This is a genomic window from Candidatus Thiodictyon syntrophicum, from assembly GCF_002813775.1.
GTDB lineage: Bacteria > Pseudomonadota > Gammaproteobacteria > Chromatiales > Chromatiaceae > Thiodictyon > Thiodictyon syntrophicum.
This window is the reverse complement of record NZ_CP020370.1, coordinates 5,610,861-5,631,889: the sequence shown is the minus strand read 5'-3', so window position 1 is coordinate 5,631,889 and position 21,029 is coordinate 5,610,861. Positions and strand designations below refer to the sequence as shown.

General features: G+C 62.7%; 36 protein-coding genes. All 36 read left to right on the top strand.

Annotated elements, in window-relative coordinates:
• Nucleotides 1-38 precede the first annotated feature (38 nt).
• The 36 genes from THSYN_RS34285 (at nucleotide 39) to THSYN_RS23790 (ending at nucleotide 21,008) form a co-directional block, all read left to right on the top strand.
• Nucleotides 39-446, top strand: coding sequence for a hypothetical protein (locus THSYN_RS34285; RefSeq protein ID WP_157817895.1), 408 nt, complete (start codon nucleotides 39-41; stop codon nucleotides 444-446).
• A gap of 446 nt (nucleotides 447-892) precedes the next feature.
• On the top strand, nucleotides 893-1,093 hold the full coding sequence (locus THSYN_RS23960; RefSeq protein ID WP_100921360.1) for a hypothetical protein: 201 nt from the start codon (nucleotides 893-895) through the stop codon (nucleotides 1,091-1,093).
• Nucleotides 1,087-1,308: a hypothetical protein gene (locus THSYN_RS23955; RefSeq protein WP_100921359.1), complete on the top strand. Its 222-nt coding sequence runs from the start codon at nucleotides 1,087-1,089 to the stop codon at nucleotides 1,306-1,308. The genes THSYN_RS23960 and THSYN_RS23955 overlap by 7 nt, the downstream gene beginning before the upstream one ends.
• A complete protein-coding gene (locus THSYN_RS23950; protein WP_157817894.1) occupies nucleotides 1,296-1,613 on the top strand; it encodes a hypothetical protein in 318 nt (105 codons plus the stop codon). The genes THSYN_RS23955 and THSYN_RS23950 overlap by 13 nt, the downstream gene beginning before the upstream one ends.
• The gene (locus THSYN_RS23945; RefSeq protein WP_100921357.1) at nucleotides 1,610-1,942 is read left to right on the top strand and encodes a type II toxin-antitoxin system PemK/MazF family toxin; all 333 of its coding nucleotides are present in this window, start codon (nucleotides 1,610-1,612) and stop codon (nucleotides 1,940-1,942) included. Before THSYN_RS23950 ends, THSYN_RS23945 begins: the two co-directional genes overlap by 4 nt.
• Before the next feature lie 1,305 nt (nucleotides 1,943-3,247).
• A complete protein-coding gene (rpsL, locus tag THSYN_RS23940; RefSeq protein WP_100921356.1) occupies nucleotides 3,248-3,622 on the top strand; it encodes a 30S ribosomal protein S12 in 375 nt (124 codons plus the stop codon).
• An 86-nt stretch (nucleotides 3,623-3,708) separates the two neighbouring features.
• Nucleotides 3,709-4,179, top strand: coding sequence for a 30S ribosomal protein S7 (gene rpsG / locus THSYN_RS23935; RefSeq protein WP_100921355.1), 471 nt, complete (start codon nucleotides 3,709-3,711; stop codon nucleotides 4,177-4,179).
• Between the two features lie 45 nt (nucleotides 4,180-4,224).
• The gene (gene fusA, locus THSYN_RS23930) at nucleotides 4,225-6,321 is read left to right on the top strand and encodes an elongation factor G (RefSeq protein WP_100921354.1); all 2,097 of its coding nucleotides are present in this window, start codon (nucleotides 4,225-4,227) and stop codon (nucleotides 6,319-6,321) included.
• A gap of 22 nt (nucleotides 6,322-6,343) precedes the next feature.
• Nucleotides 6,344-7,534 carry an elongation factor Tu gene (gene tuf, locus THSYN_RS23925; RefSeq protein ID WP_100918275.1) on the top strand — a complete coding sequence of 397 codons (1,191 nt, stop codon included), beginning with the start codon at nucleotides 6,344-6,346 and terminating at the stop codon, nucleotides 7,532-7,534.
• 4 nt (nucleotides 7,535-7,538) lie between these two features.
• On the top strand, nucleotides 7,539-7,850 hold the full coding sequence (rpsJ, locus tag THSYN_RS23920; RefSeq protein ID WP_100921353.1) for a 30S ribosomal protein S10: 312 nt from the start codon (nucleotides 7,539-7,541) through the stop codon (nucleotides 7,848-7,850).
• Nucleotides 7,851-7,860: 10 nt separating this feature from the next.
• Entirely contained in the window at nucleotides 7,861-8,514 is a 654-nt protein-coding gene (gene rplC, locus THSYN_RS23915) for a 50S ribosomal protein L3 (RefSeq protein ID WP_100921352.1), read from the top strand.
• Between the two features lie 2 nt (nucleotides 8,515-8,516).
• The gene (gene rplD / locus THSYN_RS23910; protein ID WP_100921351.1) at nucleotides 8,517-9,128 is read left to right on the top strand and encodes a 50S ribosomal protein L4; all 612 of its coding nucleotides are present in this window, start codon (nucleotides 8,517-8,519) and stop codon (nucleotides 9,126-9,128) included.
• A complete protein-coding gene (gene rplW / locus THSYN_RS23905) occupies nucleotides 9,125-9,430 on the top strand; it encodes a 50S ribosomal protein L23 (RefSeq protein WP_100921350.1) in 306 nt (101 codons plus the stop codon). The genes rplD and rplW overlap by 4 nt, the downstream gene beginning before the upstream one ends.
• 50 nt (nucleotides 9,431-9,480) lie before the next feature.
• Nucleotides 9,481-10,308, top strand: a complete 828-nt coding sequence (gene rplB / locus THSYN_RS23900) for a 50S ribosomal protein L2 (RefSeq protein WP_100921349.1) — start codon at nucleotides 9,481-9,483, stop codon at nucleotides 10,306-10,308.
• Nucleotides 10,309-10,338: 30 nt separating this feature from the next.
• Nucleotides 10,339-10,617, top strand: a complete 279-nt coding sequence (gene rpsS, locus THSYN_RS23895; RefSeq protein ID WP_100921348.1) for a 30S ribosomal protein S19 — start codon at nucleotides 10,339-10,341, stop codon at nucleotides 10,615-10,617.
• A gap of 14 nt (nucleotides 10,618-10,631) precedes the next feature.
• Nucleotides 10,632-10,964 (top strand): 50S ribosomal protein L22, encoded by a 333-nt coding sequence (gene rplV, locus THSYN_RS23890; RefSeq protein ID WP_100921347.1) that lies wholly within the window; start codon nucleotides 10,632-10,634, stop codon nucleotides 10,962-10,964.
• Between the two features lie 17 nt (nucleotides 10,965-10,981).
• Entirely contained in the window at nucleotides 10,982-11,683 is a 702-nt protein-coding gene (rpsC, locus tag THSYN_RS23885) for a 30S ribosomal protein S3 (RefSeq protein ID WP_100921346.1), read from the top strand.
• A gap of 3 nt (nucleotides 11,684-11,686) precedes the next feature.
• Nucleotides 11,687-12,100, top strand: a complete 414-nt coding sequence (gene rplP / locus THSYN_RS23880) for a 50S ribosomal protein L16 (protein WP_100921345.1) — start codon at nucleotides 11,687-11,689, stop codon at nucleotides 12,098-12,100.
• Nucleotides 12,100-12,300 carry a 50S ribosomal protein L29 gene (rpmC, locus tag THSYN_RS23875; protein ID WP_100921344.1) on the top strand — a complete coding sequence of 67 codons (201 nt, stop codon included), beginning with the start codon at nucleotides 12,100-12,102 and terminating at the stop codon, nucleotides 12,298-12,300. The genes rplP and rpmC overlap by 1 nt, the downstream gene beginning before the upstream one ends.
• Complete coding sequence (rpsQ, locus tag THSYN_RS23870) at nucleotides 12,297-12,557, top strand: 30S ribosomal protein S17 (protein WP_100921343.1); 261 nt, start codon at nucleotides 12,297-12,299, stop codon at nucleotides 12,555-12,557. Before rpmC ends, rpsQ begins: the two co-directional genes overlap by 4 nt.
• Nucleotides 12,558-12,636: 79 nt before the next feature.
• Entirely contained in the window at nucleotides 12,637-13,005 is a 369-nt protein-coding gene (gene rplN, locus THSYN_RS23865; RefSeq protein WP_100921342.1) for a 50S ribosomal protein L14, read from the top strand.
• 12 nt (nucleotides 13,006-13,017) lie between these two features.
• Nucleotides 13,018-13,335, top strand: a complete 318-nt coding sequence (rplX, locus tag THSYN_RS23860) for a 50S ribosomal protein L24 (RefSeq protein ID WP_100921341.1) — start codon at nucleotides 13,018-13,020, stop codon at nucleotides 13,333-13,335.
• Nucleotides 13,336-13,378: 43 nt separating this feature from the next.
• A complete protein-coding gene (rplE, locus tag THSYN_RS23855) occupies nucleotides 13,379-13,918 on the top strand; it encodes a 50S ribosomal protein L5 (RefSeq protein ID WP_100921340.1) in 540 nt (179 codons plus the stop codon).
• Nucleotides 13,919-13,943: 25 nt separating this feature from the next.
• Nucleotides 13,944-14,249, top strand: a complete 306-nt coding sequence (gene rpsN, locus THSYN_RS23850; RefSeq protein ID WP_100921339.1) for a 30S ribosomal protein S14 — start codon at nucleotides 13,944-13,946, stop codon at nucleotides 14,247-14,249.
• 105 nt (nucleotides 14,250-14,354) lie between these two features.
• Complete coding sequence (gene rpsH / locus THSYN_RS23845) at nucleotides 14,355-14,750, top strand: 30S ribosomal protein S8 (RefSeq protein ID WP_100921338.1); 396 nt, start codon at nucleotides 14,355-14,357, stop codon at nucleotides 14,748-14,750.
• An 11-nt stretch (nucleotides 14,751-14,761) separates the two neighbouring features.
• Nucleotides 14,762-15,295: a 50S ribosomal protein L6 gene (rplF, locus tag THSYN_RS23840; RefSeq protein WP_100921337.1), complete on the top strand. Its 534-nt coding sequence runs from the start codon at nucleotides 14,762-14,764 to the stop codon at nucleotides 15,293-15,295.
• A 12-nt stretch (nucleotides 15,296-15,307) separates the two neighbouring features.
• Entirely contained in the window at nucleotides 15,308-15,664 is a 357-nt protein-coding gene (gene rplR, locus THSYN_RS23835) for a 50S ribosomal protein L18 (protein WP_100921336.1), read from the top strand.
• Between the two features lie 10 nt (nucleotides 15,665-15,674).
• The gene (rpsE, locus tag THSYN_RS23830) at nucleotides 15,675-16,181 is read left to right on the top strand and encodes a 30S ribosomal protein S5 (RefSeq protein ID WP_100921335.1); all 507 of its coding nucleotides are present in this window, start codon (nucleotides 15,675-15,677) and stop codon (nucleotides 16,179-16,181) included.
• 3 nt (nucleotides 16,182-16,184) lie between these two features.
• A complete protein-coding gene (rpmD, locus tag THSYN_RS23825) occupies nucleotides 16,185-16,400 on the top strand; it encodes a 50S ribosomal protein L30 (RefSeq protein ID WP_100921334.1) in 216 nt (71 codons plus the stop codon).
• Nucleotides 16,390-16,824, top strand: coding sequence for a 50S ribosomal protein L15 (rplO, locus tag THSYN_RS23820; RefSeq protein WP_100921333.1), 435 nt, complete (start codon nucleotides 16,390-16,392; stop codon nucleotides 16,822-16,824). The genes rpmD and rplO overlap by 11 nt, the downstream gene beginning before the upstream one ends.
• 15 nt (nucleotides 16,825-16,839) lie before the next feature.
• Nucleotides 16,840-18,192, top strand: a complete 1,353-nt coding sequence (gene secY / locus THSYN_RS23815; protein ID WP_100921332.1) for a preprotein translocase subunit SecY — start codon at nucleotides 16,840-16,842, stop codon at nucleotides 18,190-18,192.
• A 160-nt stretch (nucleotides 18,193-18,352) separates the two neighbouring features.
• Complete coding sequence (gene rpmJ / locus THSYN_RS23810) at nucleotides 18,353-18,466, top strand: 50S ribosomal protein L36 (RefSeq protein WP_083925006.1); 114 nt, start codon at nucleotides 18,353-18,355, stop codon at nucleotides 18,464-18,466.
• 83 nt (nucleotides 18,467-18,549) lie between these two features.
• Nucleotides 18,550-18,906, top strand: a complete 357-nt coding sequence (gene rpsM, locus THSYN_RS23805) for a 30S ribosomal protein S13 (RefSeq protein ID WP_100921331.1) — start codon at nucleotides 18,550-18,552, stop codon at nucleotides 18,904-18,906.
• A 37-nt stretch (nucleotides 18,907-18,943) separates the two neighbouring features.
• Nucleotides 18,944-19,333, top strand: a complete 390-nt coding sequence (rpsK, locus tag THSYN_RS23800) for a 30S ribosomal protein S11 (protein ID WP_100921330.1) — start codon at nucleotides 18,944-18,946, stop codon at nucleotides 19,331-19,333.
• Nucleotides 19,334-19,347: 14 nt separating this feature from the next.
• On the top strand, nucleotides 19,348-19,968 hold the full coding sequence (gene rpsD, locus THSYN_RS23795) for a 30S ribosomal protein S4 (RefSeq protein WP_100921329.1): 621 nt from the start codon (nucleotides 19,348-19,350) through the stop codon (nucleotides 19,966-19,968).
• A 26-nt stretch (nucleotides 19,969-19,994) separates the two neighbouring features.
• Entirely contained in the window at nucleotides 19,995-21,008 is a 1,014-nt protein-coding gene (locus THSYN_RS23790; RefSeq protein WP_100921328.1) for a DNA-directed RNA polymerase subunit alpha, read from the top strand.
• Nucleotides 21,009-21,029 lie beyond the last annotated feature (21 nt).

Sequence of the window (21,029 nt, the reverse complement as noted above, 5' to 3'; positions counted from 1 at the left end):
CGATGCTCGTGTTTGGGCATGGTGCGACGGAGATTTTCATGAACAGACTCAAGCGTGCCTTAGCCATTTTATTGGTCTGCTGCGGTTTACCAGTTAGTGGTGCAGACGCTACCGGACGTTTCATGCTTGGGGGCGGGGCAGGCGGAGTCCAATGTCCGGATTTTGTGGCCGTCATGGAGAGAGCGCGATCAAGCAACATTGGCTCGGCTCAGTATGTTGAGGAGACTATCGGTTTTACAATGTTTCTGCTTGGGTTCCAGACTGGTTACAACATGAGTACACCTGATACCTTCGACATTTTCCCAGGAGCCGAAAAAAATTATTCGCTATTGTCCACGGTAGAAAATTTTTGTCGTGCAAATCCTACGAAGCGGTTCGGAGATGGGGTTACCGCACTGGCCATTGAGGTATATCCAAAGCGACAGCCCAGCGGCCAAAGCCAGTGAATGGGCCAGAGGCTAAAGAAGAGGGGACGGGGTCAGGTCTTGCAATTAAGAAGAGGGGACGGGGTCAGGTCTTGCAATTAAGCATTTCGCAGTTCCGGGGACAGTTTACCTAATTGGGGGGAAGAGTCAATAATTGCACATGGATGGAGTCAGGTCTTGCCTTTTGCCTCATGTAAGATAAGACGCAAAGTGGCGCAGGCTCAGACCTAGTTGGAAACAGACCATGAGTAGAGATGAAGAAACTACGGCGGTCAGGAAATGAGAATCTATCTTGATAATTGTTGCTTCAATAGCCCCTATGATGATCAGTCACGTTTTCGGATAATGCTTGAGGCGGAGGCCAAACTGAGAGTCCAGGAAGAGGTGCGCAACGGTGCCTACGAGCTGGCTTGGTCTTACATCTTGGACTATGAGAACAGTAAGAATCAATTCAAGGATGTCTTGCCATGATCACCGATACAGAGATAAAAATAAAGGGATTTCAGGTTCTTGCGCAGCATCTTGGCGACGTTGAAGCGGAGCGATTCGTTGCGTTAATTCAAAGAGAGCCCTTCGATTATACTAAATGGCGGCAAGGTCTGGACGAAGATCTAAGTCTTGAGGAAATAAGCCGGAAAGCGATGACGCTAAGAAACAAGGTATGCTGAAGGGCTACGAGGTCGTCTATGAGAAGGGACGCTTGAAGTGGCTGGACGAACAGCCGAATATCGAATCGGCCCGGGTCATCGTCACCGTGCTGGCTGAAGGTTGCGTCGAACCAGGGCGCCGTGCGCCCCCCGCATCCTTAGCCGGCAAGGCCGAAATCCTGGGTGACATCGTTGCTCCGTTGGTCGATGAGGCGGACTGGGAATGTCTGAAATAATCGTTTTGAGTGGAAAAGGGCTCGGAGCCCTTTTCGGACTGGATCGCTGCTCTTTCTGCGATGATAAACCCGATTGGGGGATTGCGATGACCACCGTACAAATCGAAATGCCGGATGAGATAGCCAGCGAGTTCTATCGGCGCGCACCTCATCCGGAACGCCGGGTAGAGCTGGTCGAGCGTATTTTCAGAGAGTATTTCTCCGCCCACAATGCAGCAGAATCAGAGCTTGACCTACTGAACCAGCACGCCGACGAGTTGAACCGCGAGGCCGAGGATGTATTGGGCTACCAGGTGCTGCCTTGATTAGGGGCGATCTCTACCGGGTCGCGCACCCTTCGGGGCGCGATCCGAAAAGATCTCGCGTTTTCGCCGTGGTGAGCAGGCAGGTTCTCATCGAGTCGCGCTTTTCTACCGTGATTTGCGCGCCGATATACACATCGTTCTACGGCCTGACCACGCAGGTGTTGGTTGGTGTCGAGGAAGGCCTGAAGCACCCGTCCAGCATCCACTGCGACGATCTTGTGAGCTTACCAAAGGTCGTTCTTACAGACTATGTCGGTACCCTCTCAAGGCAAAAACTTGACGAACTCGCACAGGCGCTTGCCGCGGCTCTTGAGATCGAATGTATCTAGCAAGCCCGCGTCGGGCGGAATGCGATAGCGATTCCGCCATTGAGCACGTCGCCCGCCGGGCGGGGGGGCGGGGGGGCGGGGGGCGGGTCGTCGGCGGGCGTCTCATTGACGTGTCAGCGGGTACCGGGGGCGCGGCGGGGGTGGCAGCGGGACTTGATCGTCGCTCCGGCCACTGGAGGTCGAGGCTTTGACGTGAAAGTCGCGCAGCGACGCTGTGGGAGCGGCTTCAGCCGCGACGGGCCGCGCCGGGAAGGCGGCATCGGCGTTTGCCGCGGTGCCGCCTCGCGGCCGCAGGCCGCTCCCACAATCTGACGCAGTTGCTCCGACCATATGGCGTAGGGTGCGTCGTGCGCACCTTGAGAGGCTGCGGTTGATCTACGCGGTCAGGGTTTCGGTTGGCGCCAAGGTGCGCGCGGCGCACCCTACGGTTGCGGGGCGGTTAATCGTCTGAGCATTTCCGTGGTGCGGCACTAGCGAGACCTCGTCGCCAATCCGGTGCCTGGTCCGCGCAGCGGACCCTACGGGGGCGGAGCCGGACCACAGGGTCTGCGTGCGGACTGGGGACCTTGCGTCCGCGGGGTTCCGGGGCCATCACGGCGGGCGGTCCAAGGGTTTTGTCAGCAGTGGGACCTGTGTCTCACCGCCCGGGGCGGTCCGCGCGTCTGTGCGCACTTGACTGTAAAAACAGACGCTTGAGCGAAACGCCGTCGCGTAGCGCACCCTGTGGGTCACGATGCCTGGGTCCGCCCACCCTGGGCTTCCCTATAGCTAAGGGTGAACCTGATCGACGGGCCTGGGCCGGCGGCCGGGACGGGGGCGGCTGATCTTAGGGAACGCAAGCCCTGGCAACTCGGGGTGGGACAGGCATGGGGCCTGCGGCGAGGCCGGGCGGACGCGCGAGCGCCTTGAAGGTCCCACCGACGGCGACTGACCGGGGGGCCGGCACCCGCGGACCCGAGCAGGCGGCAACCGACCCTCGCCCGGCGAGTGCCGAGTGCCGCGTGCCGGGCTGGACCGGGCCGACTCCCAAATCGCCCGATCCGCCGATAACCTGATTGACACCCCTGGGAAGCATCCCTATACTGCGCGGTCTTGGCTGGCCGGCTTACACGCCGGCCTGACTATTTTACCATCCGGTACCGATTCCGGGGCTTGGTCCGGACCCGTCCGGTCCCCGAAGCACTCGAATCCTCCCCGTGCGGGGCTGTCGTCCTCACCTGGCTCTCAGGGCAGGCGGTGGCGATTTTGTCGCAAGCGAATTGCTGCGTTGAGACTGGCGCGAGGGCGCCGCTGGAGACCGATTGAATGGCAACGATCAACCAACTGGTGCGCAAGCCTCGCAAGCGCGACGTTGAAAAGAGCAACGTGCCGGCGCTGGAGTCTTGTCCGCAGCGCCGGGGTGTCTGTACCCGTGTGTACACTACGACGCCGAAGAAGCCGAACTCGGCCCTGCGTAAGGTTGCCCGTGTGCGCCTCACCAACGGCTTTGAGGTCGCTTCCTACATCGGCGGCGAAGGGCACAACCTCCAGGAGCACTCCGTGGTGCTGATCCGCGGTGGGCGCGTCAAAGACTTGCCGGGTGTGCGTTACCACACCATTCGCGGCACCCTGGACACCTCCGGGGTCGAGAAGCGCCGCCAGGGCCGGTCCAAGTACGGCGCCAAGCGTCCGAAGAAATAATCTCCGCCGGCGCTGCCCTGGTCTCTTAAGTGGGGCACAGGGCAGCGCGGCGCAAGTACCCAGTCACGTAGGTCGGAGCCTAGAAGATGCCCAGAAGACGCGTAGCCGCACGCCGTCAGATCCTGCCGGATCCCAAGCACGGAAGCGAGTTGTTGACCAAGTTCATCAATATGCTGATGGAAGACGGCAAGAAGTCGGTCGCCGAGCGGATTATCTATACCGCGCTGGACCAGGTAGCGACCAAGAAGGGTGGTCCGCCGATCACCCTCCTTGAGCAGGCGATGGACAACGTCCGTCCGGTCGTCGAGGTCAAGTCCCGGCGCGTCGGCGGTGCGACCTATCAGGTCCCGGTCGAGGTGCGCCCGACCCGGCGCAACTCGCTCGCCATGCGCTGGCTGATCGATGCGGCGCGCAAGCGTTCCGAGAAGTCCATGGCCCTGCGCCTGGCCGGCGAACTGATGGATGCGGCCGACTCCCGCGGCTCCGCCGTCAAGAAGAAGGAAGATACCCACCGGATGGCAGAGGCGAACAAGGCCTTCTCTCATTACCGCTGGTAGTTGTCGGCTCGCAGTTCTTTTTTTACTTGCAGGACGGAAATAGTCGTGGCACGCAGCACCCCCATCGAGCGCTATCGCAACATTGGTATCATGGCGCACATCGACGCCGGAAAGACCACCACGACCGAGCGCGTCCTGTATTACACCGGCGTGTCCCACAAGATCGGTGAGGTGCACGACGGCGCCGCCACCATGGACTGGATGGTGCAGGAGCAGGAGCGCGGCATCACGATCACGTCGGCCGCGACCACCTGTTTCTGGAAGGGCATGGATCTCGGCCGCCTCGAGCACCGGATCAATATCATCGACACCCCCGGACACGTCGACTTCACCATCGAGGTGGAGCGGTCGTTGCGCGTCCTGGACGGGGCCTGCGCCCTGTTCTGCGCGGTCGGCGGTGTCGAGCCCCAGTCCGAGACCGTGTGGCGCCAGGCCAATAAGTACGGCGTGCCGCGCCTGGGTTTCGTCAACAAGATGGACCGCATGGGGGCCAACTTCCTGCGCGTCGTGCAGCAGTTGAAGGACCGCCTGGGTGCCACCCCGGTCCCGCTGCAGTTGCCGATCGGCGCCGAAGAAAACTTCGTGGGCGTGGTCGATCTGGTCAAGATGAAGGCGATCATCTGGGACGAAGAGTCCAAGGGAATGAAGTTCGAGTACGCCGAGATCCCGGCGGAGATGCTCGACGAATGCAACGAATGGCGTGAAAAGATGATCGAAGCCGCTGCCGAGGGCAGCGAAGAGTTGATGGAGAAGTACCTGGAAGGGATCGCACTGACGGAGGAGGAGATCAAGTTCGGCATCCGCGCGCGGACCTTGAAGAGCGAGATCACGCCGATGCTGTGCGGTTCCGCCTTCAAGAACAAGGGCGTGCAGGCGATGCTGGACGGCGTGCTGGATTACATGCCCTCGCCGCTCGACGTGCCCGCGATTACCGGCATCCTGGACGACAAGGACGAGAGCCAGGGCGAGCGCCCGGCCTCGGACGATGCCCCCTTCGCGGCCCTGGCGTTCAAGATCGCGACCGATCCCTTTGTCGGGACCCTGACCTTTTTCCGCGTCTATTCGGGTGTGCTGAACTCCGGTGACAGCGTCTACAACCCGGTGCGGGGCCGCAAGGAGCGCCTCGGGCGGATGCTCCAGATGCACGCCAACGATCGGCACGAGATCCGGGAGGTCCATGCCGGCGATATCGCCGCGGCGGTGGGTCTCAAGGATGTCACGACCGGGGATACGCTGTGTGACCTGAACCAGGTTATCACCTTGGAGCGCATGGAGTTTCCGGAGCCGGTCATCTCGGTGGCCGTGGAGCCGAAGACCAAGAGCGACCAGGAGAAGATGGGCATGGCCCTGCAGAAGCTGGCCCAGGAAGATCCGTCGTTCCGCGTCCGCACCGACGAGGAATCGAGCCAGACCATCATCTCCGGCATGGGTGAACTGCACCTGGAGATCATCGTCGACCGGATGCGGCGTGAATTCCATGTGGAGGCCAATGTCGGCGCGCCGCAGGTCAGCTACCGCGAGACGATCCGCAACGCGGTGCAGCAAGAGACCAAGTTTGCCCGGCAGACCGGTGGGCGCGGCCAGTATGGTCACGTCTACATCAAGCTGGAACCGCAGGAGGCCGGCAAGGGCTACGAGTTCGTCAACGGCATCGTCGGCGGCGTCATCCCCAAGGAGTATATCCCGGCGGTCGATAAAGGTATCCAGGAGGCGATGCGTAACGGTATACTGGCCGGCTTCCCGGTGGTGGACGTCAAGGTCACCCTCTACGACGGCTCGTATCACGAAGTGGATTCGAGCGAAATGGCGTTCAAGATCGCCGGTTCCATGGCCTTCAAGGAGGCCTGCGCCAAGGCCAAGCCGAAGCTGCTGGAACCGATCATGAAGGTCGAGGTGGTCACGCCCGAAGAGAACATGGGCGATGTCATGGGCGACCTGAACAGCCGCCGCGGCATGATCCAGGGCATGGAAGACACCGTGACCGGCAAGACCATCCGCGCCGAGGTGCCTTTGGCCCAAATGTTCGGTTATGCCACGGACCTTCGTTCCGCCACTCAGGGGCGGGCGACCTACAGCATGGAGTTCGCCAAGTACAACGAGGTGCCCGCCAGCATTGCCGAGGCGGTCGCCAAGAAACAGTAACGAGTGATACGGGAAGATCGGGATGTCCAAAGAAAAATTTTCGCGCACCAAGCCGCACCTGAATGTGGGCACGATCGGTCACGTCGATCATGGCAAGACCACGCTGACGGCCGCCATCACCATGCACCAGGCGAAGAAATTCGGCGGTGTGGCGCGCGCCTATGACCAGATCGACAACGCCCCGGAAGAGCGCGAACGCGGCATCACGATCGCCACGGCGCACGTCGAATACGAAAGCAAGGCGCGCCACTATGCGCACGTCGACTGCCCCGGACACGCCGACTATGTGAAGAACATGATCACCGGCGCGGCGCAGATGGACGGTGCCATCCTGGTCGTGTCGGCGGCCGACGGCCCCATGCCCCAGACCCGCGAGCACATCCTGCTGGCGCGTCAGGTCGGCGTGCCCTATATCGTCGTCTACATGAACAAGGCCGACATGGTCGACGACGCCGAGCTGCTGGAACTGGTGGAACTGGAGGTGCGCGAGCTGCTCCAGAGCTACGACTTCCCCGGCGACGACACCCCGATCATCATCGGTTCGGCCAAGCTCGCCATGGAAGGGGACGCCTCCGAATACGGCACCCAATCCATCGACAAGCTGATGGACGCGATCGACAGCTATATCCCGCAGCCGGTGCGCGCCATCGACGGCCCCTTCCTGATGCCGATCGAGGACGTGTTCTCGATCTCCGGGCGCGGCACCGTGGTGACCGGGCGGGTGGAGCGCGGCATCGTCAAGGTGGGTGAGGAGGTCGAGATCGTCGGCATCCACGACACCACCAAGACCATCTGCACCGGCGTGGAGATGTTCCGCAAGCTGCTCGATCAGGGGCAGGCCGGGGACAACATCGGCGTGCTGTTGCGCGGCACCAAGCGGGAGGACGTGGAGCGCGGCCAGGTGTTGGCCAAGCCCAAGAGCATCACCCCGCACACCCACTTCGAGGCCGAAGTGTACATCTTATCCAAGGAAGAAGGCGGGCGTCACACCCCGTTCTTCAACGGTTACCGTCCGCAGTTCTACTTCCGCACCACCGACGTCACGGGTGCCTGCACCCTGCCGGAGGGCATCGAGATGGTGATGCCGGGGGACAACGTGAAGATGGTGATCAAGCTGATCAACCCGATTGCCATGGAAGACGGGCTGCGTTTTGCCATCCGTGAGGGTGGCCGCACCGTCGGCGCCGGCGTCGTCGCCAAGATCCTCGAGTAGGTCAATGAACAACCAAAGAATCCGCATACGCCTGAAGGCCTTCGACCACCGCCTGATCGATCAGTCGGCACGCGAAATCGTCGATACCGCCAAGCGCACCGGCGCCCAGGTTCGCGGCCCCGTACCACTGCCATCCAAGAAGGAGCGCTGGACCGTATTGGTCTCCCCGCACGTCAACAAGGACGCGCGCGACCAATACGAACTGCGTACCCATAAGCGCCTGATGGATATTGTCGATCCTACCGACAAGACCGTCGATGCGCTGATGAAACTGGACCTGGCGGCGGGCGTCGACGTCCAGATCAAGCTGAGCTGAGGGCGCAATCATGACGATTGGAGTGATCGGGCGTAAAGCCGGCATGACCCGCATCTTTACCGAGGCCGGGGAAAACATCCCGGTGACGGTGGTCGAGGTCCCCCCGAATCGGGTGAGCCAGGTCAAGACCGCGGACACCGACGGCTATCGCGCCGTGCAGGTGGCCTTCGGGACCCGCCGGGCGTCGCGGGTGACCAAGCCGATGGCTGGACACTACGCCAAGGCCGGTGTCGAGGCCGGCGAGTGTCTGGGCGAGTTCCGCCTGGAGGGCGACGAGGGCGCGGAGTTGGCGGTCGGGCAGGAGATCTCGGTCGGGATCTTCGCCCCGGGGCAGATGGTGGACGTGCGCGGCGTGACCAAGGGTCGCGGCTTCTCCGGCGGCGTGCGGCGCCACCACTTCCGCACCCAGGATGCCACCCACGGTAACTCGGTCTCGCACCGGGCGCCGGGCTCCATCGGTCAGAACCAATCCCCGGGCCGCGTCTGGAAAGGCAAGAAGATGGCCGGCCACCTGGGTGCCGTGACCCGTTGCCAGCAGAGCCTGGAGGTGGTGCGGGTGGATGCCGAGCGCAACCTGCTGCTGATCCGGGGCGGCGTGCCCGGCCCCACCGGCGGACGCCTGGTCGTGGTGCCGTCCGTGAAGTACAAGAACAAGGGCAAATAGTCATGGATCTCGTGATTCGAAATGACGCCGGTGGTGCCAGGGTCGAGGTCTCCGATGCCGTGTTCGGCGTCGAACTCAAGACCGGGCTGATCCATCAGGTCGTCACCGCTTATCTCGCCGGGGCGCGCTCCGGCACCAGTGCCCAGAAGACGCGCGCGGAGGTTTCCGGCGGTGGGCAAAAGCCCTGGCGACAGAAGGGGACTGGGCGTGCCCGGGCCGGCACCTCGCGCGGTCCCCTGTGGCGTCACGGCGGCGTGACCTTCGCGTCCCGGCCGCGGGATTACACGCAAAAGGTCAACCGCAAGATGTACCGCGGGGCCGTCTGCTCGATCCTGTCCGAACTGGCCCGCTCCGAGCGTCTGGTCGTCGTCGGGGACTTCGCGGTCGCCGCGCCCAAGACCAAGGAACTGCTCGGGCTGCTGAAGGGGCTCGCGGTGACGGATTGCCTGATCATCACCGATGAACTCGATGAGAATCTCTATCTGGCAGCGCGCAACCTCCCGGGCGTGGACGTCATGTCCGCCCAGGAAGTGGACCCGGTCAGCCTGATGGCATTCGAGACCGTGGTCGCCACGCAGGCGGCCGTCCGCAAGCTGGAGGAGCGTCTGTCATGAACCCTGGCCAGAACAAAGAACGGCTGATGAAGGTGCTGCTGGGACCCCTGGTGTCGGAGAAGACCGCCCGGATTGCCGATTCCGACCAGTACGGCTTTCGCGTCGTCACCGACGCCGACAAGCGCGAGATCGGCCGCGCGGTCGAACTGATGTTCGAGGTCGAGGTGGCGGGCGTCCAGGTGGTCAACGTCAAGGGCAAGGAAAAGCGCGTCGGTAAGCGCCTGGGCCGGCGTCAGGATTGGCGCAAGGCCTATGTCCGGTTGAAGCCCGGGCACAACATCGATTTCGGCGTCGGCGCCTGAGCCCGGCCCCACTAACCCGGACCAAAGCCGGATCAAGCGGATAGACGAACATGCCAATCGTAAAGTCCAAACCGACCTCCCCCGGACGCCGGTTTGTCGTCAGGGTGGTGTCACCGGACCTGCACAAGGGCGCCCCCTACCACCCCCTGGTGGAGAATCAGACGCGCCATGGTGGTCGTAACAACCAGGGGCGCATCACGGTGCGCCATCAGGGCGGCGGCCATAAGCAGCACTACCGGATCGTCGACTTCAAGCGCCAAAAGGACGGGATCCCCGCGGTGGTTGAGCGGTTGGAGTATGACCCGAACCGCAGTGCCCATTTGGCCCTGCTGAAGTACGCTGACGGCGAGCGTCGTTACATCATTGCCGCCAAGGGACTCAAGACCGGCGGGCGGGTGCAGTCCGGCGAGGGCGCGCCGATCAGTGTCGGCAACTGTATGCCGCTGCGCTATGTCCCGGTGGGTGCCCAGGTGCACTGTATCGAGATGCGCCCGGGCAAGGGTGCGCAATTGGCGCGCTCGGCCGGGGCCTCGGCGCAACTGGTTGCCCGCGAAGGCGAGTATGCGACGCTGCGTCTGCGCAGCGGCGAGATGAGAAAGGTTCATACCGATTGCAGGGCGGCGATCGGTGAGGTAGGCAACACGGAGAACAATCTCCGCAAGCTCGGCAAGGCGGGTGCGACCCGCTGGCGTGGCGTCCGTCCGACGGTTCGTGGTGTCGTCATGAACCCGGTCGACCATCCCCACGGCGGCGGCGAAGGTCGTACCTCCGGTGGCCGTCATCCGGTAACCCCCTGGGGTGTGCCGACGAAGGGCTACAAGACGCGTAAGAACAAGCGGACGGACGGCATGATTGTGCGCCGTCGCGGCCGTAAGTAAACCCGCAAGTAAGCAAGACGAGGTTCTGAAGTGCCACGTTCAGTTAGAAAGGGACCCTTTATCGACCACCACCTGGCGAAGAAGGTGGAAGAGGCGGTCGCGCAAAACAGCAAGCGCCCAATTAAGACTTGGTCGCGCCGCTCCATGGTCCTCCCAGAGATGGTAGGTCTGACCATCGCGGTCCATAACGGACGTCAGCACATTCCGGTGCTCGTCAACGAAAACATGATCGGCCACAAGCTCGGCGAATTCGCGCTCACCCGGACTTACCGGGGTCACGCCGCCGACAAGAAGGCGAAGAAGAAGTAGCCGGAGTGCCTGAGATGCGAGCCGAAGCAAAATTGAAATATGCCCGAATATCCGCGCAAAAGGCGCGGCTGGTCGCCGACCAGATTCGCGGTCAACACGTCGAGCAAGCCCTCAACACCCTCGCCTTCAGCACCAAGAAGGGTGCCGAGTTGATCAAGAAGGTGCTTGAGTCCGCGATCGCAAACGCCGAGCACAACGCCGGCGCGGATATCGATGCCTTGCGGGTCGAGTCGATCCAGGTCAACGAGGGGCCGACGATGAAGCGAATCATGCCGCGGGCCAAGGGGCGCGCCAATCGCATCATGAAGCGGACCAGTCATATCACCTTGACGGTGGCGGAAGCCTAAGGGGCCAGGGGACCAGTATGGGACAGAAAGTTCATCCGATCGGCTTCCGTTTGGGCATCGTCAAAGATTGGACGTCCAAGTGGTATGCCAACACGCGTGATTACGCGGACATGCTCAACAAGGATCTCGCGGTGCGCGCCTTCCTGAAGAAGGAATTGGCGAGCGCCTCCGTGAGCCGCATCCAGATCAACCGCCCCGCCAAAAACGCCCACATCACCATCCACACGGCGCGCCCGGGTGTGGTGATCGGCAAGAAGGGCGAGGACATCGACAAGCTGCGCGCCAAGGTGTCGGCGATCCTCGGGGTACCGGTGCATATCAGCATCGAGGAGATCCGCAAGCCGGAACTCGACGCCCAGTTGGTAGCCGAAGGGATTGCCCAGCAGTTGGAGCGCCGTATCATGTTCCGGCGGGCCGTCAAGCGGGCGCTGCAGAATACGATGCGCCTGGGTGCCGAAGGCATCAAGGTCGCCGTGGCGGGGCGTTTGAACGGTGCTGAAATCGCACGTAACGAGTGGGCGCGTGAGGGGCGGGTGCCGTTGCACACCCTGCGTGCCGATATCGATTACGGCTTCGCCGAGGCCCGCACCACCTACGGCGTGCTCGGGGTCAAGGTCTGGATCTTCAAGGGCGAGGTCTTCGGCGATCAACTTCCCGAAGAGCCGGTCGTCAAGCAGCCCGCGCGTCGGGAACGTGAACGCGAGCGGGAAAGGGGTTAAGTCATGCTGCAACCGAAACGCACCAAGTACCGAAAGCAACAGACCGGGCGCAATCGCGGTCTGGCCCAGAGCGGCAACCGGGTTTCGTTCGGCGAGTTCGGACTCAAGGCGATCGGTCGCGGACGCCTGACCGCCCGCCAGATCGAGGCCGCGCGCCGCGCGATCAGCCGCAAGGTCAAACGTGGCGGCAAGCTGTGGATCCGCGTCTTCCCGGACAAGCCGGTGTCGAAGAAGCCCCTGGAAGTCCGTATGGGTAAGGGCAAGGGTAACGTCGAGTACTGGGTTGCGCTGATTCAGCCCGGCCGGGTCCTCTACGAGATCGAGGGGATCAGCGAAGACCTGGCCCGTGAAGCCTTTACGTTGGCGGCGGCCAAGCTGCCGATACAGACCACCTTTGAGCGACGGACGATTCTGTGATGAAGGCGAAAGAGCTTCGGACCAAGAGCCCCGAGACGCTTCAGGAGCAACTTGAGGGTCTCCTGCGCGAGCAGTTCAATCTGCGTATGCAGCGGGGTGTGGGGCAACTCACCCGCCCCTCCCTGATGCGGGCGGTACGCCGTGAGATCGCACGGATCAAGACGGTGATGACAGAATTGCAGGCGGGCGCGAAATCATGAGCGACGAGAACCAGATCAACCGGACCTTAAGTGGCCGCGTGGTCAGCAGCGCGATGGACAAGACAGTCACCGTGTTGATCGAGCGCCGGGTGAAGCACCCCCTGTACGGCAAGTTTCTGACCCGCTCGACCAAGATCCATGCCCATGACGAGGCCAACGCCTGCGGCGAGGGTGACTTGGTGCGGGTGGAACAGTGCCGGCCTTTGTCGAAGACCAAGAGCTGGCGCCTGCTCGAAATCGTCGAGAAGGCCCGCTAGGAACCCCCAGGGCCTGCCGTGCGGTCCCCGGTCTTTGTCGTATGCGGCCGTCGCCATCAGCAACACTAGGTAGAGAACAATGATTCAGATGCAAACCCATCTGAGCGTCGCCGACAACAGCGGCGCCCGGAACGTCATGTGCATCAAGGTGCTCGGCGGCTCGCATCGACGCTACGCCGGCATCGGCGATGTGATCAAGGTCACCGTCAAGGACGCGATCCCGCGGGGCAAGGTCAAGAAGGGCGATGTCTACAACGCGGTGGTGGTGCGTACCCGCAAGGGTGTGCGGCGCCCCGACGGCTCGGCCATCCGCTTCGATGGTAATGCGGCGGTGCTCCTGAACAACCAGCTCCAGCCCATCGGCACGCGCATCTTCGGACCCGTGACGCGCGAACTGCGCGGCGAGCGGTTCATGAAGATCATTTCACTCGCACCCGAAGTGCTGTAAGGAGCTGCTGCCATGCAAAAGATCAAGAAAGGCGATGACGTGATCGTCATCACCGGACGGGACAAGGGCAAGCGGGGTACCATCCTCAAGCTGCTTGCCGACGACCTGGTCCTGGTCGAGAACGTGAACATGGTCAAGAAGCACCAAAAGGCCAATCCCCAGAAGGGACAGGCCGGGGGCATCATCGACAAGGCGATGCCGCTTGCCATCTCCAATGTCGCGCTCTACAACCCGCAGAAGGGTGCCGGCGATCGTGTGGGGTTCAAGGTCCTCGACGACGGCCGCAAGGTCCGGGTGTTCAAATCGAATGGCGAAGTGGTCGACGTCTGAGTCCCACGTCACCGCCCGGCCTTGGAATAAGTTAGGTAGCGAAATGTCCAGATTGCAGACTGTATACCGCGAGCGCATTGTCGGTGAGCTGAAGGAGAAATTCGGCTTCCGCAGTGTCATGCAGGTGCCGCGGATCGAGAAGATCACCCTGAACATGGGTGTGGGCGAGGCCATCGCCGACAAGAAGGTCATGGATTTCGCGGTTGGTGACATGCGCGCCATTGCCGGGCAGCAGCCGATCGTGACCAAGGCCAGGCTGTCGGTCGCCGCCTTCAAGATCCGTGACGGCTGGCCGATCGGTTGCAAGGTGACCCTGCGCCGCGAACGGATGTACGAGTTCCTGGATCGACTGATCAACATCGCCATCCCCCGTATCCGCGACTTTCGCGGCCTGAGCGGCAAGTCCTTCGACGGGCGCGGAAACTACTCCATGGGCGTGAAGGAACAGATCATGTTTCCGGAGATCGATTACGACAAGATCGACACCCTGCGCGGTCTCGACATCACGATCACCACCTCGGCGCGCACTGACGAGGAGGCCCGTGCCCTCCTTGTGGCGTTCAATTTCCCTTTCCGCAACTGAAGCGGCCGGTACTCAAGGAAACACCATGGCGAAGACCAGCATGATCGTCCGTGACCAGCGGCGCAGCGAGATCGCTGCCAAGTTCGCGTCCAAGCGCGCCGCTCTCAAGGCCGTGATCAACGACCGCAAGGCGACCCCTGAGCAGCTCGACGAGGCGCTCGCGAAGCTGCAAAAGCTGCCGCGCGATGCCAGTCCGACGCGCCAGATGTTACGCTGCCGGATCACCGGGCGGCCCCACGCGGTCTATCGGAAATTCGGGCTCTCGCGCAACAAGCTGCGTGAGGCCGTGATGCGCGGCGACGTGCCGGGTGTCGTCAAGGCGAGTTGGTAGGAACGCCGTGCGGTGCATCCGGCGATGGCCGGATCGCCAGTGGAATCTCGGGTATCGCGCCATGTTGGTGGTCTGACCCACAACCGTGTTCTTTAGGAGCAGCACATGAGTATGTCGGATCCGATTGCGGACATGCTGACACGCATCCGCAACGGCCAGCAGCGCGGCAAGATCACGATCTTGATGCCGTCCTCCAAGAAGAAGCTCGCCATTGCGAACTTGCTGAAGGAGGAGGGCTATATCGCCGACGTGCAGGTCGAGACCAACGGTTGCAAGGCGCAACTGGTCGTCAAGCTCAAATACTATCGCGGTAAGCCCGTGATTGAATTTCTGAAGCGCGTCTCCCGGCCCGGGTTGCGTATCTACCGCAGCCATGGGGAGCTGCCCCGTGTGTGGGCTGGTCTGGGCGTGGCGATCGTGTCTACTTCGCAGGGGCTGATGACCGACCGTGCGGCCCGCCAGGCGGGTCACGGCGGCGAAATCATCGCCTTCGTGGCGTAGGGGGAACAGCTATGTCACGCGTCGCAAAGGCCCCGATTGCCGTCCCCAAGGGGATCACGGTGCAATTGGCTGGTCAGTCTGTAAAGGTCGAGGGCACCAAGGGCTCCCTGGAGTGGACGGTTCACCCCACGGTCACGGTCGTGCTTGACGATGGGGTCATCTCCGTCGCGCCGGCCGCCGGTCAGGCGGGTGCCTGGGCCATGGCCGGGACCACCCGGGCCGTGCTCAACAACATGGTGGTGGGCTGCAGCACCGGGTTTTCACGCAAGTTGACCCTGGTCGGCGTCGGCTATCGGGCCGCGGCCAAGGGCGAGGTGTTGACGCTGAGCCTTGGGTTCTCGCATCCGGTAGACTATCCGGTCCCGGCCGGTATCACCATCGTGACCCCTACCCAGACTGAGATCATCGTCAGTGGGGCCGACCGCCAGCGGGTGGGTCAGGTAGCGGCGGAGATCCGCGCCTACCGTCCGCCGGAGCCCTACAAAGGCAAGGGTGTTCGTTACGCGGACGAGGATGTCCTGCGTAAGGAAGCCAAGAAGAAATAAGGGGTATAGCCAATGGACAAGAAACAGGCTCGGTTGCGTCGGGCGGCTCGTACCCGCGCCAAGATTCGCGAACTGGGTGAGTATCGGCTGTGCGTTCACCGCACGCCGCAACACATCTATGCGCAGATCATCGCCCCGGAAGGGGATAAGGTGGTCGTCAGCGCATCCACGGTCGAAAAGGATTTCCGCCAATCGATCGAGGGGCATAAGGGTAACGCGGGCGCCGCGGCAACCATCGGCAAGGCGATCGCAGAGCGCGCCCTGTCGAAGGGAATTGAAAAGGTGGCGTTCGACCGCTCCGGGTTCCGCTATCACGGGCGCATGAAGGCGCTCGCCGACGCTGCCCGCGAGGGCGGACTGAAATTCTAGGGGCTGTACCATGTCGAACTTCAATCCCAAGCCGGAAGGCGATGGCCTTCTGGAAAAGCTGGTGGCGGTCAACCGTGTCGCCAAGGTAGTCAAAGGCGGCCGTCAGTTCGGGTTTGCCGCGCTGACGGTGGTCGGTGACGGCAAGGGCCGGGTCGGCTATGGGCGCGGCAAGGCCCGTGAAGTGCCGGTGGCGATCCAAAAGGCCATGGAGAGCGCCCGCAAGAACATGATCGACGTCAAACTCCGGGGCACCACCCTGCAGTATCCGCTGCAGGGACGGCACGGGGCGGCGAAGGTGTTCATGATGCCCGCCTCCGACGGTACCGGGATCATCGCCGGCGGTGCGATGCGCGCGGTCTTCGAGGTGCTGGGCGTGGCGAACGTACTCGCCAAGTGCATCGGCACCAACAATCCGATCAATGTGGTGCGCGCCACCGTCGCGGGTCTCAAGGGGATGACTGATCCCGAGACCATTGCCGCCAAGCGCGGCAAGACGGTCGAGCAGATTCTGGGGTAGGCAATGCCAACGAACACGCCCGACAAGAAGATGATGAAGGTCACGCTCGTGCGCAGCATGCACGGGCGTCTGGCCACCCACAAGGCCTGCGTGCGCGGCCTGGGGTTGCGGCGGATGCACCAGGTGGTGGCGGTCGAGGACAGTGCCTGCACCCGCGGCATGGTCAACGCCGTCTCCTATATGGTCAAGGTTGTCGAGGAGGCCCCAGATGCGTCTTAACGATTTGAAGCCCGATGCCGGAAGCAAGGCCCCCGCCAAGCGCCGCGGCCGCGGGATCGGCAGTGGCCTGGGCAAGACCGGCGGGCGCGGCCACAAGGGGCAGAAGTCCCGAGCGGGCGGCTACCACAAGGTGGGTTTCGAGGGTGGCCAGATGCCCTTGCAGCGTCGCCTGCCCAAAGTCGGCTTTCGCTCCCGGACCGCCTCGGCCTTCGAGGAGATTCGCCTGGGCGAACTCGGTCGGATCGAGGGTGAGGTCGTGGACCTGGCGGCACTCCTGCGGGCGGGCCTGATCAAGCGTTCGACCACGGGGGCCAAGATCATCGTTTCCGGTGCCGTCACCCGGGCGCTGACGGTGCGCGGTATCGGTGTCACCAAGGGTGCCCGCGCCGCGATCGAGGCGGCCGGCGGCAAGGTCGAGGAATAATCAGGATCCCTGCCGATGGCTAAAAACCCCTCATCGATGGGACAGGCGCTTGCCGGGATGGGGCGCCTGACCGAACTGAAGCAGCGCCTGCTCTTCCTGGTCGGGGCGCTGCTGGTGTATCGCATCGGCACCTTCATTCCGGTCCCCGGGGTGAACCCCCACGCGCTGGCCCTGCTGTTCGAGCAGAACAAGGGCTCGATCCTGGACATGTTCAACATGTTCTCCGGGGGTGCGCTGGAGCGTGCCAGCCTGTTTGCGCTGGGGGTCATGCCCTATATCTCGGCGTCGATCATCGTGCAATTGATGACCTCGGTGATCCCGCAGCTCGAACAGTTGAAGAAGGAGGGCGAACAGGGACGGCGCAAGATCACCCAATACACCCGCTACGGGACTGTCGTGCTCGCGTCCTTCCAGGCGCTGGGAATCTCGATGGCCCTGCAGGGGCAGACCGCCGGCGGTACGTCGCTGGTCACCCAGGCCGGGGTCGGCTTTGTGTTTACCGCCACGGTGTCGTTGGTTACCGGGACCATGTTCCTGATGTGGCTGGGTGAGCAGATCACCGAGCGCGGCGTGGGCAATGGGATCTCGATGATCATCTTCTCCGGCATCGTCGCGGGCCTGCCGGCGGCGCTCGGCGGTACCCTGGTGTTGGTGGAGAACGGGGAGATGAACCCCATGGCCGTGCTGGTCATGCTCGCCATGGTGGTCGGGGTGACCGCCTTTGTGGTCTTCGTGGAGCGCGCACAAAGGCGCATCACCGTCAACTACGCGCGGCGGCAGCAGGGGCGCAAGCTCATGCAGGCGCAGAGTACACATCTGCCGTTGAAGATCAACATGGCCGGCGTGATTCCGCCGATCTTCGCCTCCAGCATCCTGCTCTTTCCCGGCACCCTTGGGCAGTGGTTCGCGAACGACGAGAAGCTGCGCTGGATCTCGGATATCACCTCGAAGCTCTCACCGGGGGAGCCGATCTATGTGATCCTCTACGCCTCGGCGATCATCTTCTTCTGTTTCTTTTACACGGCGCTCGTGTTCAATGCGCGCGAGACCGCCGATAACCTGAAGCGCTCCGGGGCCTTCATCCCGGGTATCCGACCCGGTGAGCAGACCGCCAAGTATATCGATACCGTGATGACCCGGCTGACCGCGGTGGGCGCCATCTATATCACCGCCGTCTGTCTGCTGCCGGAGTTTCTGATCGTCGGTTATCACGTCCCCTTCTACTTCGGCGGTACCTCGCTGTTGATCGTAGTGGTCGTGATCATGGACTTCATGGCGCAGGTCCAGGCCCATCTGATGTCGCATCAGTACGAGGGCCTGATGAAAAAGGCGAACCTCAAGGCGCCGGGCGCGGGCATGTTGCGCTAACCACCTGCTGACCAGACCTGCCCGGCGGGCCCGGTCAGCGCGCCGTCGGCGCCGGATGATCCGCTGGCCGCGCCCCCCGCGCAAGCAGTGCGTGACGGCCGGCCGCAGCGGCCGCCGGGGCCTCTGCCCCGCGGGGCGAATGAATCCTTAGGAGAAGAGAATGAAAGTACGAGCATCGGTCAAGAAGCTGTGTCGCAACTGCAAGATCGTGCGGCGCAACGGAATTGTGCGGGTCATCTGCAAGGACCCGCGCCACAAGCAGCGCCAGGGTTGACGATCGTCTGGTTGACTCCGGCCAGACTTCTGTTACGATACGCGGTTTACCGCTCCGCATCCAGGAACTGAGGGTTTCGAGCCATGGCCCGTATAGCCGGCGTTAACATTCCAGAAAAGAAGCACACAGTGATCGCGTTGACCGCGATCTTCGGTATTGGCCGGGTGCGGGCCGGCGAAATCTGCGACGCCGCAGGCGTGTCGCGCGCCACCAAGGTCCAGAGCCTCTCCGAGGAGGAAGTGGACAAGCTTCGCGGCGAGGTGGCGAAATACACCGTCGAAGGTGATCTCCGGCGCGAGATCTCAATGAACATCAAGCGCTTGATGGACCTCGGCTGCAACCGCGGCATCCGTCATCGTCGCGGGCTGCCGTTGCGTGGCCAGCGGACCCGTACCAACGCCCGGACCCGCAAGGGACCGCGGCGTCCCATCAAGCGTTAAGGCCGCGCAGATGATGCGCCCCGGCTGGTAAAGGCGAATGGCTAAACCGACTCGTACCGTAAAGAAAAAGGTCCGGAAGCAGGTGGCGGATGGGATTGCCCACGTCCATGCCTCCTTCAACAACACCATCATCACGATCACTGACCGCCAGGGCAACGCGCTCGCGTGGGCGACCTCGGGCGGCTCAGGGTTCCGCGGGTCGCGCAAGAGCACCCCGTTCGCGGCCCAGGTCGCGGCCGACAAGGCCGGTCAAGCGGTCAAGGAATATGGTGTGCGCAATCTGGACGTGAATGTGAAGGGCCCCGGCCCCGGGCGCGAGTCCGCGGTGCGCGCACTCAACAATGCCGGTTTCAAGATCACCAGTATCACTGACGTGACACCGATCCCGCACAACGGCTGTCGCCCGCCCAAGAAGCGGCGCGTCTGAGGGAGCTATAGAAAATGGCACGTTATACAGGCCCAACCTGCAAACTGGCGCGACGCGAGGGCACGGATCTCTCCCTCAAGAGCCGGGCGCGCGCGCTCGATACCAAGTGCAACCTGGAGAAGCAGCCCGGACAGACCGGGGACCGGCGCCGCCGCCTCTCCGATTACGGCGTCCAGTTGCGCGAGAAGCAGAAGGTGCGGCGGATTTACGGGTTGTTGGAGCGCCAGTTCCGCAACTATTACATGAAGGCCGCGCAGTCGAAGGGTGCGACCGGTGAGAACCTGTTGCAGATGCTCGAGCGGCGTCTCGACAACGTCGTGTTCCGGATGGGTTTCGGTTCGACCCGGGCCGAGGCGCGGCAACTCGTCTCCCATAAGTGCATCCTCGTCAACGGGCGGGTCGTGAATGTCGCGTCCTTCCCGGTGGGTCCGGAGGATGCGGTAGAGGTCCGCGAGGCCGCGAAGAAGCAGGTGCGCGTACAAAACGCCCTGGCCTTGGCCGAGCAGTATGGCTTTCCCGATTGGGTCGAGGTCGATACCAAGGGCCTGAAGGGTGTTTTCAAGCGTGTTCCGGATCGCTCCGACCTGCCTGCTGACATCAATGAATCGCTGATCGTCGAGCTGTACTCCAAGTAAGGAGTAACTCCACAAGGGGGTACCGAATGACTGAAGCTATCGGCGAGTTTCTACGTCCGCGGATTGTTCAGGTCGAACCGGTCGACGGCAGTCTGAATCATGCACGCGTGTCTCTGGAGCCTCTGGAACGGGGCTTTGGGCATACCCTGGGGAACGCCCTGCGGCGCATTCTCCTGTCGTCCATGTCCGGCTGCGCCGTCACCGAGGTGGAGATCAACAGTGTTCTGCACGAGTACACCACCCTGGCGGGCGTCCAGGAAGATGTGCTGGAGATCCTGCTCAACCTCAAGAATCTTGCCATTTCGCTGAACGGCAAGGACGAGGCGACCTTTGCGCTGAATAAGAAGGGTCCGGGTACCGTGACCGCGGCGGATATCGACCTGGGGCATTCGGGCGTCATCGCCAACCCGGGGCTGATCATCGCCAACATCACCACGGATGCGGAACTCAGTATGACCCTGACGGTGCGCCGGGGTATCGGCTATGAGCCGGCGACCCAGCGCGACATCGACGGGACCGAGGACCGGCCGATCGGCCGCCTGCCGCTGGACGCCTCGTTCAGCCCCATGCGGCGGGTGTCCATTGAGGTCCAGTCGGCGCGGGTGGAGCAACGTACCGATCTGGACCGTCTGGTGATCGATCTGGAGACCAACGGGACCATCGACCCCAAGTCGGCGATCCAGCGGGCTGCCCAGATTCTCCAGAATCAACTGGCCAGTTTCGTGGCGCTCGAGGGCGCGGCCCCGAGCGACGGCGCAGCCCAAGAGGTTCCGCAGGGACCGGCGATCGACCCGATCCTGTTGCGCCCGGTGGACGATCTGGAACTGACGGTCCGCTCTGCCAATTGTCTCAAGGCGGAGAACATTTATCTGATCGGCGATCTGATCCAGCGCACCGAGGTGGAGCTGCTGAAGACGCCGAATCTCGGCAAGAAGTCCCTGACGGAGATCAAGGACGTCCTTGCCACTCGTGGTTTGTCGCTGGGGATGCGCCTGGAGAACTGGCCCCCTGAGAACATCGACGAACTGAGCATTCGCTAACAGATACCGGGATCACGGACC

What these genes read in the sequence shown, in the direction of transcription:
- THSYN_RS34285 (WP_157817895.1), top strand. Translation starts at nt 39, where the DNA reads ATGAACAGACTCAAGCGTGCCTTAGCCATTTTATTGGTCTGCTGCGGT.
- THSYN_RS23960 (WP_100921360.1), top strand. Translation starts at nt 893, where the DNA reads ATGATCACCGATACAGAGATAAAAATAAAGGGATTTCAGGTTCTTGCG.
- THSYN_RS23955 (WP_100921359.1), top strand. Translation starts at nt 1,087, where the DNA reads ATGCTGAAGGGCTACGAGGTCGTCTATGAGAAGGGACGCTTGAAGTGG.
- THSYN_RS23950 (WP_157817894.1), top strand. Translation starts at nt 1,296, where the DNA reads ATGTCTGAAATAATCGTTTTGAGTGGAAAAGGGCTCGGAGCCCTTTTC.
- rpsL (WP_100921356.1), top strand. Translation starts at nt 3,248, where the DNA reads ATGGCAACGATCAACCAACTGGTGCGCAAGCCTCGCAAGCGCGACGTT.
- rpsG (WP_100921355.1), top strand. Translation starts at nt 3,709, where the DNA reads ATGCCCAGAAGACGCGTAGCCGCACGCCGTCAGATCCTGCCGGATCCC.
- tuf (WP_100918275.1), top strand. Translation starts at nt 6,344, where the DNA reads ATGTCCAAAGAAAAATTTTCGCGCACCAAGCCGCACCTGAATGTGGGC.
- rpsJ (WP_100921353.1), top strand. Translation starts at nt 7,539, where the DNA reads ATGAACAACCAAAGAATCCGCATACGCCTGAAGGCCTTCGACCACCGC.
- rplC (WP_100921352.1), top strand. Translation starts at nt 7,861, where the DNA reads ATGACGATTGGAGTGATCGGGCGTAAAGCCGGCATGACCCGCATCTTT.
- rplD (WP_100921351.1), top strand. Translation starts at nt 8,517, where the DNA reads ATGGATCTCGTGATTCGAAATGACGCCGGTGGTGCCAGGGTCGAGGTC.
- rplW (WP_100921350.1), top strand. Translation starts at nt 9,125, where the DNA reads ATGAACCCTGGCCAGAACAAAGAACGGCTGATGAAGGTGCTGCTGGGA.
- rplB (WP_100921349.1), top strand. Translation starts at nt 9,481, where the DNA reads ATGCCAATCGTAAAGTCCAAACCGACCTCCCCCGGACGCCGGTTTGTC.
- rplV (WP_100921347.1), top strand. Translation starts at nt 10,632, where the DNA reads ATGCGAGCCGAAGCAAAATTGAAATATGCCCGAATATCCGCGCAAAAG.
- rpsC (WP_100921346.1), top strand. Translation starts at nt 10,982, where the DNA reads ATGGGACAGAAAGTTCATCCGATCGGCTTCCGTTTGGGCATCGTCAAA.
- rplP (WP_100921345.1), top strand. Translation starts at nt 11,687, where the DNA reads ATGCTGCAACCGAAACGCACCAAGTACCGAAAGCAACAGACCGGGCGC.
- rpmC (WP_100921344.1), top strand. Translation starts at nt 12,100, where the DNA reads ATGAAGGCGAAAGAGCTTCGGACCAAGAGCCCCGAGACGCTTCAGGAG.
- rpsQ (WP_100921343.1), top strand. Translation starts at nt 12,297, where the DNA reads ATGAGCGACGAGAACCAGATCAACCGGACCTTAAGTGGCCGCGTGGTC.
- rplN (WP_100921342.1), top strand. Translation starts at nt 12,637, where the DNA reads ATGATTCAGATGCAAACCCATCTGAGCGTCGCCGACAACAGCGGCGCC.
- rplX (WP_100921341.1), top strand. Translation starts at nt 13,018, where the DNA reads ATGCAAAAGATCAAGAAAGGCGATGACGTGATCGTCATCACCGGACGG.
- rplE (WP_100921340.1), top strand. Translation starts at nt 13,379, where the DNA reads ATGTCCAGATTGCAGACTGTATACCGCGAGCGCATTGTCGGTGAGCTG.
- rpsN (WP_100921339.1), top strand. Translation starts at nt 13,944, where the DNA reads ATGGCGAAGACCAGCATGATCGTCCGTGACCAGCGGCGCAGCGAGATC.
- rpsH (WP_100921338.1), top strand. Translation starts at nt 14,355, where the DNA reads ATGAGTATGTCGGATCCGATTGCGGACATGCTGACACGCATCCGCAAC.
- rplF (WP_100921337.1), top strand. Translation starts at nt 14,762, where the DNA reads ATGTCACGCGTCGCAAAGGCCCCGATTGCCGTCCCCAAGGGGATCACG.
- rplR (WP_100921336.1), top strand. Translation starts at nt 15,308, where the DNA reads ATGGACAAGAAACAGGCTCGGTTGCGTCGGGCGGCTCGTACCCGCGCC.
- rpsE (WP_100921335.1), top strand. Translation starts at nt 15,675, where the DNA reads ATGTCGAACTTCAATCCCAAGCCGGAAGGCGATGGCCTTCTGGAAAAG.
- rpmD (WP_100921334.1), top strand. Translation starts at nt 16,185, where the DNA reads ATGCCAACGAACACGCCCGACAAGAAGATGATGAAGGTCACGCTCGTG.
- rplO (WP_100921333.1), top strand. Translation starts at nt 16,390, where the DNA reads ATGCGTCTTAACGATTTGAAGCCCGATGCCGGAAGCAAGGCCCCCGCC.
- secY (WP_100921332.1), top strand. Translation starts at nt 16,840, where the DNA reads ATGGCTAAAAACCCCTCATCGATGGGACAGGCGCTTGCCGGGATGGGG.
- rpmJ (WP_083925006.1), top strand. Translation starts at nt 18,353, where the DNA reads ATGAAAGTACGAGCATCGGTCAAGAAGCTGTGTCGCAACTGCAAGATC.
- rpsM (WP_100921331.1), top strand. Translation starts at nt 18,550, where the DNA reads ATGGCCCGTATAGCCGGCGTTAACATTCCAGAAAAGAAGCACACAGTG.
- rpsK (WP_100921330.1), top strand. Translation starts at nt 18,944, where the DNA reads ATGGCTAAACCGACTCGTACCGTAAAGAAAAAGGTCCGGAAGCAGGTG.
- rpsD (WP_100921329.1), top strand. Translation starts at nt 19,348, where the DNA reads ATGGCACGTTATACAGGCCCAACCTGCAAACTGGCGCGACGCGAGGGC.
- THSYN_RS23790 (WP_100921328.1), top strand. Translation starts at nt 19,995, where the DNA reads ATGACTGAAGCTATCGGCGAGTTTCTACGTCCGCGGATTGTTCAGGTC.